The organism is Polaromonas sp. P1_G4, assembly GCF_056405475.1.
Window position 1 is genome coordinate 1 of sequence record NZ_JBFUCA010000137.1, and the last position, 8995, is coordinate 8995.

General features: G+C 64.5%; 10 protein-coding genes. 2 read left to right on the forward strand and 8 right to left on the reverse strand.

Annotated elements, in window-relative coordinates; translation table 11 throughout:
* From AC1D1X_RS09105 to AC1D1X_RS09135, 7 genes are all read right to left on the reverse strand, one after another.
* Positions 1–1065, reverse strand: a 1065-nt coding sequence (locus tag AC1D1X_RS09105) for an ABC transporter substrate-binding protein (RefSeq protein WP_477668449.1), incomplete at its 3' end; no start/stop codon positions are given.
* Positions 1066–1128: 63 nt separating this feature from the next.
* A complete protein-coding gene (locus tag AC1D1X_RS09110) occupies positions 1129–2283 on the reverse strand; it encodes an NAD(P)/FAD-dependent oxidoreductase (protein ID WP_477668450.1) in 1155 nt (384 codons plus the stop codon).
* Positions 2283–3665 (reverse strand): FAD/NAD(P)-dependent oxidoreductase, encoded by a 1383-nt coding sequence (locus AC1D1X_RS09115; protein ID WP_477668451.1) that lies wholly within the window; start codon positions 3663–3665, stop codon positions 2283–2285. The genes AC1D1X_RS09110 and AC1D1X_RS09115 overlap by 1 nt, the downstream gene beginning before the upstream one ends.
* Entirely contained in the window at positions 3662–3994 is a 333-nt protein-coding gene (locus AC1D1X_RS09120; protein ID WP_477668452.1) for a (2Fe-2S)-binding protein, read from the reverse strand. Before AC1D1X_RS09120 ends, AC1D1X_RS09115 begins: the two co-directional genes overlap by 4 nt.
* On the reverse strand, positions 3991–4785 hold the full coding sequence (locus AC1D1X_RS09125) for an ABC transporter permease (protein ID WP_477668453.1): 795 nt from the start codon (positions 4783–4785) through the stop codon (positions 3991–3993). The genes AC1D1X_RS09120 and AC1D1X_RS09125 overlap by 4 nt, the downstream gene beginning before the upstream one ends.
* A 10-nt stretch (positions 4786–4795) precedes the next feature.
* Entirely contained in the window at positions 4796–5659 is an 864-nt protein-coding gene (locus AC1D1X_RS09130) for an ABC transporter permease (protein WP_457281644.1), read from the reverse strand.
* A gap of 23 nt (positions 5660–5682) precedes the next feature.
* A complete protein-coding gene (locus tag AC1D1X_RS09135; RefSeq protein ID WP_477668454.1) occupies positions 5683–6753 on the reverse strand; it encodes an ABC transporter ATP-binding protein in 1071 nt (356 codons plus the stop codon).
* A 208-nt stretch (positions 6754–6961) separates the two neighbouring features.
* Between AC1D1X_RS09135 and AC1D1X_RS09140 the strand changes: the two genes are divergently transcribed.
* Positions 6962–7783 (forward strand): IclR family transcriptional regulator, encoded by an 822-nt coding sequence (locus AC1D1X_RS09140; protein ID WP_477668455.1) that lies wholly within the window; start codon positions 6962–6964, stop codon positions 7781–7783.
* A gap of 53 nt (positions 7784–7836) precedes the next feature.
* Entirely contained in the window at positions 7837–8115 is a 279-nt protein-coding gene (locus AC1D1X_RS09145) for a hypothetical protein (protein ID WP_477668456.1), read from the forward strand.
* A 39-nt stretch (positions 8116–8154) separates the two neighbouring features.
* Here the strand turns inward: AC1D1X_RS09145 and AC1D1X_RS09150 are convergent, their stop codons facing one another.
* Positions 8155–8958 (reverse strand): LysR substrate-binding domain-containing protein, encoded by an 804-nt coding sequence (locus tag AC1D1X_RS09150; protein WP_477698165.1) that lies wholly within the window; start codon positions 8956–8958, stop codon positions 8155–8157.
* Between the last annotated feature and the right edge of the window lie 37 nt (positions 8959–8995).

Here is an 8995-nt window from a genome sequence, read left to right on the forward strand (position 1 = left end):
GCGCTCGACCGTCTTGTTCCAGCGCGCATTCCAGGCTGGGCGGTTCTCGTTGATGGCATCCCAGTCCACCGTGGTCGCCGTCTTCATGTAGGTGTTCATCTGGGTCACAAGCGCGGCGGCCTTGCCGCTGGCCTTGGTTTTGGGGTTGGACGGTATCTGGTCGCCAAACTCCAGCGCCGCGGCCTGCGCCTCAGGCGACAGCAGGTACTGGGCCAGCTTGTGAGCCAGCGCAGGTTCACTGTTCTTCGCGATCACGCATTCACCCACCGTCAGCACGGCCGAACCTTCCTTGGGCTGCACGTATTCCACGGGCAGGCCTTTTTCCTTGAGCACGCCGACGGCGGTGGGCGTGAGCGGGAACATCGCGGCCTCGCCGGTCTGCACCATTTCAGCGATCTTGGCCGAGCTCGGGATGTACTCGAGCACATTGGGGCCTATGGTGGTGGGCCAGGCCTTGAAGCCGGGCTCCACATTTTTGTCATTGCCGCCCTGGATGCGGTTGAACAGCAGGAAGCCGTGCAGGCCGAAGGTCGACGACGACAGCGACTGGAACACCACCTTGCCCTTGTACTTCGGGTTGGCCATGTCCATCCAGGAAGTCGGCGGTGTCCAGCCTTTTTCGGCGAACATCTTCTTGTTGTAGGCAATGCCGGTCATGCCGATGTTGACGCCGGCGGCCATGTCGCCCTTGAAGCGCGCCGTGGGAAACAGGTCATTCAACGCAGGGGTGGCCTGCATCTTCTCGCACAGGCCCATACCGATGGCGCGGTACATGATGCCGTCGTCCAGGAACATCACGTGCATCTGCGGGTTGTCCTTGTTGGCCTGCGCCTTGGCCAGGATGTCTGACGAGGTGCCGGGCACGACCACGACCTTGACGTTGTTGGCCTTCTCAAACGCGCCGAAGACGTTCTCGGTGTAGGTTTTTTCCATGGTGCCGCCGTTCATGCCGATGTACAGCGTCTTGGTCTGGGCCATGGCGTTTCCGCCGGCCAGGCCGGCGGCTGCAACGGCAAGCGACACCGCTGTAGCGCGGGCGGTCAGGAATCGTAGGGAGATGTTCATGGAAAGCTCCTGGTGGCGTTGGTGAAGTGAAGGCAGTGAAATTGAGGAGGACTGTGAAGAGGACTAGACAACGGAGAAAGAAACGGGCCCGGCGGTTGTCGCACGCGGGTTTGCGGAAAAGCGTTCAATCGAAAAAGCGTCAATTGGCGTGGCGCTGCGGCCCTCACACACCAGGTCGGCCAGCACCGCACCCACGCCCGGCCCCAGCTGGAAGCCGCCCCCGGCGAATCCGAATGCATGAATCAGGCCCGGTGTGGTGGCGCTCGGCCCTATCACCGGCTGGCGGTCGGGCAGGTAGCCTTCGGTGCCGCTCCAGGTGCGGATGATGTGCGCGTGTTTCAGCGCCGGCAGCAGCTCGACGGTTTGCTGCATCAGGCCGGCCAGGCCGCTGCGCTGTGCGCGGGCACGCTGGTCGTCCAGCGCGTAACCCCGGCCGCCACCGATGACGCAGTTGCCGCGGGCCACCTGGCGGGCATAGATGCCACCGCCTTCCACGCCAAGGCTGAGGTTCATGAACGCCGGCAACGGCTCGGTCACCGACATCTCAGGGTGCCCGGCCTCCATCGGCACAGGTTCGCCAAATTGCGCCGCGAGGGCGCCGGCCCATGCGCCCGCGCAATTGAGCAGGTGTTTGGCGCGAACCTCCAGCGCATCGCCAGAACGCAGCACAAACACCGACCCATCGCGCGCCACCTCATCCACGCGAGCCTGTTCGCGCACGTCGGCACCGAGCTTGCGCGCGGCTAGCGCAAAGGCCGGCGACACGAGGCGCGGGTTGGCCTGCCCGTCACCAGGGCACAGTGAAGCGCCTATCGCAGCTTTTCCCAGCCATGGACAACGCTCGCGCAAGGCGCGCACGGAGAGCATCTGCAAATCCATGCCAAAGCCCAACGTGCGCTCGCGGTAGCTTTCGAGCGAGACCAGGTCGGCTTCGCTGCGCGCGATCTTGAGGTGACCCGAAGGGAGGTATTCGCCGTCGATGCCGATCAGCGCAGGCAATTGCGCCCACAAGCCTTGCGCGCGCTGCGACAGCGGCAACTGGCTGAGCGGCCGGCCCTGGCGACGCACGCCGCCGTAGTTGACACCGCTGGAACGGGAGCCGCAGAGGTCGCGCTCCAGCAGCACCACCGAAAAGCCCATGCGACGCAGGAACAGGGCCGCAGACGAGCCCATGATGCCGCCGCCCACAATCGCAACGTCGGCCGTGACGCGTTCCACTACACGCCCTCCTGCTTCATTGCCTGGGCGGCCACGGCCGAAAATGGCAGGGGCTTGATGGGTGACTGGCCGCGTAGCCGGCCTACGGCATCAGGCGATACAGCGCAGGCCTGTGCGAGGATTTCCGCCGCCGCCACGCCGCAGGTACGCCCCTGGCAGCGCCCCATGCCCACCCGCGTCAGCGCCTTGAGGCGGTTCATCTCGCGCGCGCCGGTGTCGGCCACGCACTGGCGCAACTCGCCCGCGGTGATTTCTTCACAGCGGCAGACCACCAGTTCATCAGGGGCGGCTGCAGCCCAGTCAACGGGAAACGGAAAGGCGCGCTCCAACCCTTCCCGAAAGGCCGCCGTACGCGAAAGCTGGTTTTCGAGCGAGGCCGCGCGTGCCACATCGATCCTGTGCCCGGTGTCCGCCAGCAGCGCCAGCGCGGCACGCTCGCCAGCCCATTCCGCGGCATCAGCGCCCATGATGCCGGCACCATCGCCAGCCAGGTAAACACCTGCCACGCTGGAGCGGCCCATGGCGTCGCGCTCGGGCAATGCGCCGCGCTGCAGGTTGTCATAGCGAAAACGGCAGCCCAGCAAATCGGCCAGCTGCGTTTCGGGCCGCAGCGCGTAGCCAAAACCCACGCCGTCGCAGGCGATCTCGTGCGCGCGGCCGCCCTTGCGCCAGTGCATCGCCTGCACGCGTTCATCGCCTGTGGCGCCTGCCAGTTCCACGCCCTGGTGCACCGCGACGCCATGCATGCGCAACCAGCCCAGGTAATAAAGGCCCTTGGCCAATAGCGCCGGCTGGCGCAGCATGGCGGGCACGGCGGCGGCCTTGCCTGCAAAACTGGCCGTATCGAGCACCGCCACAACTTTGGCGCCGGCCCTGGCGTACTGGTAAGCAATCAAATACAGCAGCGGCCCGGTGCCGGCAAACACCACGCGCGAGCCAATTGCGCAGCCCTGGAATTTCAGGGCCACCTGCGCGGCGCCCAGCGTATAGACGCCGGGCAAAGTCCAGCCGGGAAAAGGCAGGACACGGTCTGTCGCGCCGGTGGCAACAATGAGATGGCTGTAGGGCAGCGTGCTCATCAGCCCGTGATGAAGCAAGTCGAGCTTRCCGCCTTCAGCGCTCCAGACCAGGGTGTCGGGGCGGTAATCAACCTTGTCCAGGATGCCGGCCAGGGCCTCATGCACCGCATCGGCGCGCCCGGCCTCAAAACCATAGAGAGCCTCTTTAGGCCGCGAGAAACCCGCGGGCGGCTGGCGGTAGATCTGCCCGCCCCAGCGCGGCGCTTCGTCCACCACCACGGGACGCAGGCCGTGCGCCACCAGCGCCTCGGCCGCGCGCACGCCGGCCGGGCCGGCGCCCACAATCACCGCCTGCGTGCTCATACCGGTCCCTCCGCGCCAGTCACCAGCCGCATGCCTTCTTCAATGAAGGTGCTGCAGGCACGCAGTCGCCGGCCCGATTCGGTGGCGACCCAGCAGTCCTGGCAGGCACCCATCAGGCAAAAGCCGGCGCGCGGCTCGCCGCTGAATTCGCTGAAGCGCAGCTGCGCGCTGTGCGTCAGCACCGCCGTCAGCACGGTGTCGCCGGCCAGTGCCGTCAGTGCCAGCCCATTGAGCACAAAGCCCACGGGTTTGCGGCCGCCTTCGGCCACGCGGTGAAGCAGGGCTGCAGGCTTGAGGCTTACCCCGGCGATTTCAATGGTTGATTTCATTTGTGTCCGACCAGAATCTTGTCGAGGCCGTAGATGCGGTCCAGCACCAGCATGGCCACAGCCGTGAGCGCCACCATGAGGGCCGAGACGGCCGCCATCAAGGGGTCTATCGACTCGGTCGCATACATGTACATCCGCACCGGCAAGGTCACGGTGGAAGGCGCGGTGACAAAGATCGACATGGTGACCTCATCAAAGCTGTTGATGAAAGCGAGCAGCCAGCCGCCGGTGACGCCGGGCAGGATCATCGGCAGCGTCACGCGCACAAACACCGTCGCCTGGCTTGCGCCCAGCGAGAGGGCCGCCTGCTCGGCGCTGCGGTCGCTGCCTTCGACCGAAGCCAGCACCAGCCGCAGCACATAGGGCGTGATGATGACCACATGCGCCAGCGCCAGCCAGAAAAAGCTGCCGGTCGCACCGATCAGCGAGAAGGTACGCAGCAGCGCCACGCCCAACACCAGGTGCGGAATGATGAGCGGCGAGAGAAACAGGCCATTGAGGAAATCACGGCCCGGAAAACTGTGCCGCGCAATCGCCAGCCCGGCAGGTACCGCCAGCAAAGTCGCCAACGTGGCAGAGATGGCCGCCAGCCAGAGGCTGTTCTTGAAGGATTGCACAAAGTCCGAATGCGCAAACACCGCGCGGAACCAGCGCAATGAAAACTCCGTGGTCGGAATCGCCAGCGTGTTGCCGGGCGTGAAGGCCACCACGCACACGATGACCAGAGGCGCCAGCATGAAGGTGATGACGAGTGCGTTGAAGAGCAGCGCGAGGGGACCGTTCCTGGACATGGCGCGCTCCTTATCCCAAAGACTTTTTATAAGAGCGCTCAAGGACGCGGTTGTAGCTCAGCATGATGGCCAGGTTGGCCAGCAGCAGCGTGAGCGCAATCGCCGCGCCCAGCGGCCAGTTGAGCTCATGCAGGTACTCGTCGTACACCACGGTGGCGACCATCTTCAGGCGCCGCCCGCCAAGCAGGCCTGGGATGGCGAAGGCGCTGGCGGAGAGGCCGAACACAATCAGGCTGCCCGAGAGGATGCCGGGCAGCACCTGCGGAAAAATGATGCGGCGCAAGGTGGTGAAGTGCGAGGCCTGCAGCGACAGCGCAGCGTCTTCCACGCCCGGATCCAATTTTTGCAGCGAAGTCCACACCGGGATCACCATGAAGGGCAGCATGACGTGCACCAGGGCGATGACCACGGCCGCTTCGGTATAGAGGATGCGCATGGACGGCAGGCCCACGGCGCGCATGGCCTGGTTGACCACGCCTTCGGGGCCGAGCAGCATGCTCCACCCAAACGCCCGCACCACCACCGACACCAGCAGCGGCGCCAACACCACCAGCAACAAAATCGAGCGCCAGGGGCTGCGCATGCGGCTGAGCACATAGGCTTCGGGCGCGCCGACAACGATGCAGATCAGCGTGGTGAGTGCCGAAATCCATAGCGTGCGCCAGAAGATGCCGTGGTAGTAGTCGTCCGTCAGCACGGCGGCGTAATGCGCCAGGGTGAAACTGTTCTTCACGCCGGTGGCGTGGTCAAACACCTGAAAGGACAGCACTGCGGTGAGCGCCAGCGGCACCAGCAGCAGGCAGGCAAACAGCGTGAAGGCCGGCGCCGACAGCAGCCACGGCGTGCGCGATGCACTGGCCCGGGCCGATGTCATCGGTGCAGCCACGGTCGTACTGTTCACGCCGGCACCCCTTGTGCGCCGGGCAGCAGGCGCACTTGCTGGGCGGTCCAGTCCAGGCCTACGTTGGCGCCTTCTTCGGCGGGCGCCGTGCCGTCATTGGGGCAGACCACCGCGAGCTGCCCGGCGGCGGTCGACACCTGGTAGAGCCACTGGCTGCCGAGGAAGAAGCGCTCGTGTACCGTGCCGCCTATGCGACCCTGGGCTTCAGGCACCAGGCGGATTTTTTCGGGACGCAGGCTCAGCACCACGGCATCGCCCTCTGACACACCGGGCGCCTGCACCTCCAGCGGTACATTGCCGCCCACATGCACGGTGGCCCACGGGCCGGCGGCCATCACGCGGCCTTCGAGCAAATTGGCCTTGCCGACAAAGCTGGAGATGAAACGGGTCTGCGGATGTTCGTACAACCGGTGCGGTTCGTCGATCTGCGTGACGCGGCCGGCTTCCATCACCACCACGCGGTCGCTGATAGACATCGCTTCGGTCTGGTCGTGCGTGACCATCACGGTGGTGGTGCCAACCTTGCGCTGGATTTGCCGCAGCTCGAACTGCATTTCCTCGCGCAGTTTGGCGTCCAGGTTGGAGAGTGGCTCATCCAGCAGCAGCACGGGCGGCGAGATGACCAGGGCACGGGCCAGGGCCACACGCTGGCGCTGGCCGCCCGACAATTCACGCGGGTAGCGGGTTGCGTGCGCTTCCAGGTGCACCAAGGCCAGCGCGGCTTTCACTCGCTCGGCGCGTTCTTCCCTGGGCACGCGGCGCATCTCCAGGCCGAAACTGACGTTGTCGTACACGCTCATGTGCGGGAAAAGCGCGTAGCTCTGGAACACGATGCCCAGGCCACGCGAATTGGGCTTGGCGTGGGTGATGTCGCGGCCGTCCAGCGTGACCTGGCCGGAGGTCACCTCACAAAAGCCCGCAATCATTTGCAAGGTGGTGGTCTTGCCGCAACCCGAAGGGCCGAGCAGCGAGACGAATTCGCCCTTTTCCACCGACAGGTTCATGTCGGCCACGGCGCGGGTGGCGCCATAAGACTTGTTCACATTCGCCAGGGTCAAAAAAGACATGGGGGGCACCTCTGCAACAAGGGGGTGGCCAGCGCCGCAACATCCGGACGACGTGCAAGACGATGACACCTTGATGACTTCATGCTATGGCATCCCATGAAAAATCGTCAATAGGTTATTCCGTATAGAGATATCTTTATTTGATTTATTCCGTTGAATGGAATTTATATACACTTGATGCCATACTGATTCCGCCAACGGAGACACCATGAAAGACGAAGACAATAGCTCCAGCAGCGTGCAACGCGCCTTTTCCATCATCCGGGCGCTGGCCGCCACGCAGGCCAGGGGCGGGCGCATCACACACATCGCCAAGGCCACAGGCCTCACGCAGGCGACCACCCACCGCATCCTGCAAAGCCTGGTGGCCGAGCGCGTGGTCGAGCAGGAAACCGGCTCCAAGCTGTATCGGCTGAGCATTGATTTTTTTGCACTGGCCGCGCAGGCCGGCAACACGATGGACCTGCGCAGCCTGTGCCGGCCTTCAATGCTGCGGCTGTGCGCCAGCCTGGGTGACACCATCTTTTTGCTGGTGCGCAGCGGCTTTGACGCTGTCTGCCTGGACCGCAGCGAAGGGCCGTTTCCCATCCGCTCCTTCACCGGCGACATCGGCGGGCGCGTGGCGCTGGGAATGGGCCAGGGCGGTCTGGCCATCCTGGCCTTTTTGCCCGAGACAGAGCGCGAAGAAGTGATCCGCTACAACCTGCCACGCGTGCGAGAGTTTGGTGTGTACGACGAGGTTTACCTGCGCACCGAGATCGAGCGTGTGCGCGAGCTCGGCTACGCCGGGCGCAACACCAACCTGCTCGACGGCATGGCCGGTGTCGGCGTGCCGGTGCTGGACCGCGAAGGCCGCGCCGTCGCCGCGCTCAGCGTGGGCACCATCTCTTCACGCCTGAGCCCTGACCGCTTGCCTACGGTGGTGGAGTTGCTCAAGCGTGAAGCGACGGCCATCAGTGCGCAGATCAATCCGTTTGACAGTACGCTGAGGCGGCCAGCGCAGAGTCTGGCGCCAGCCGACAAAGCCTGAGACACTCTCCAGGTTGCAATCCTCCTCCACGCCCCCAAGAACGGAAAGACCTCATGGATAACGAACTCGCCAAAAAGCATCTTGTGAGTTTTTCGGCCAAAGAGCGCGCGATTGCAAAATTAGGACTCGCATTCGCCGCTTTTTGCCTGGCCTGGTCAGAATGGCTCACGCCTTCCGTTCCGCCCTTTACCGGCAAGTGGGCCTGGACACAAGTTTGGGCCTTCGAGGCGATGGGGCCGCGTGGACTCATCGGCATATGGCTGGCCCTGGGAACGCTGCTCCTGGCGTTCGGCCTTGTGCAGTTGTGGGATTCGGGAAAACGCGTCGACTGACAGCAGAGCCAAGTCATGCGGCGACTTCATCGCCCCCATTTACGCCAAAGAACTCGCCTGCTCGCGTAGCCAGCCGCGCAGCTGCACCAGCGGCCGCCAGCTGGTTTTCTGCGAAGGCCAGACCAGGTAGTAAGCGAAGTCCGAGCTCAGCGAAAGATCAAAGGGCACGGCCAGTGTGCCGTCAGCGATATCGTCGGCCACCAGAAAGCGCGGCAATACTGCAAGACCCAGCCCGGCCTTGACGGCCTGCGCGATCATGGAAAAGAGTTCGTACTTGGGGCCCGTGCCGGCGCCCTGCGCATCATCAATGCCGGCCAGCTGAAACCAGTCGCGCCAGGCGTGCGGGCGTGTGCTCTGATGGATCAGCGTGAACTTCAAGACATCGGCCGGCCGGCGCAGCTGGCGCTTTTTCATGAGCACCGGGCTGCACACCACCACGCTGTCTTCACCCATCAAATATTCCGACTCGGTGCCCGGCCAGTCGGGCCGGCCGTAGTGGATGGCGGCGTCCAGCCCCGTCAATGAAAAGTCAAAGGGCTGCAGGCGTGTGGCCAAGTTCAGCGTCACATGGGGGTGCGCTTTCAAAAACGATGGCATGCGCGGGATCAGCCACTTGGTGGCAAAGGTGGGCACCACGCCCAGCTCCAGCGTGCCGCCCTCGCCTTTGGACGACACCAGGTCCAGCATGGCGGCCTCCAGCGAATCCAGCGCCGGGCTGACCCGCGCCAGCAGCGAGCGGCCGGCGTCGGTCAGTTCCAGCTGGCGCGGCAGGCGCAGGAAAAGACTCACATCCAGGTCCTGCTCCAGCCCGAGGATCTGGTGGCTGTCCTCGATCTGGCTCACCTACAGGTCTTGCGCCTCCAGTGTGAAACTGCCGCGG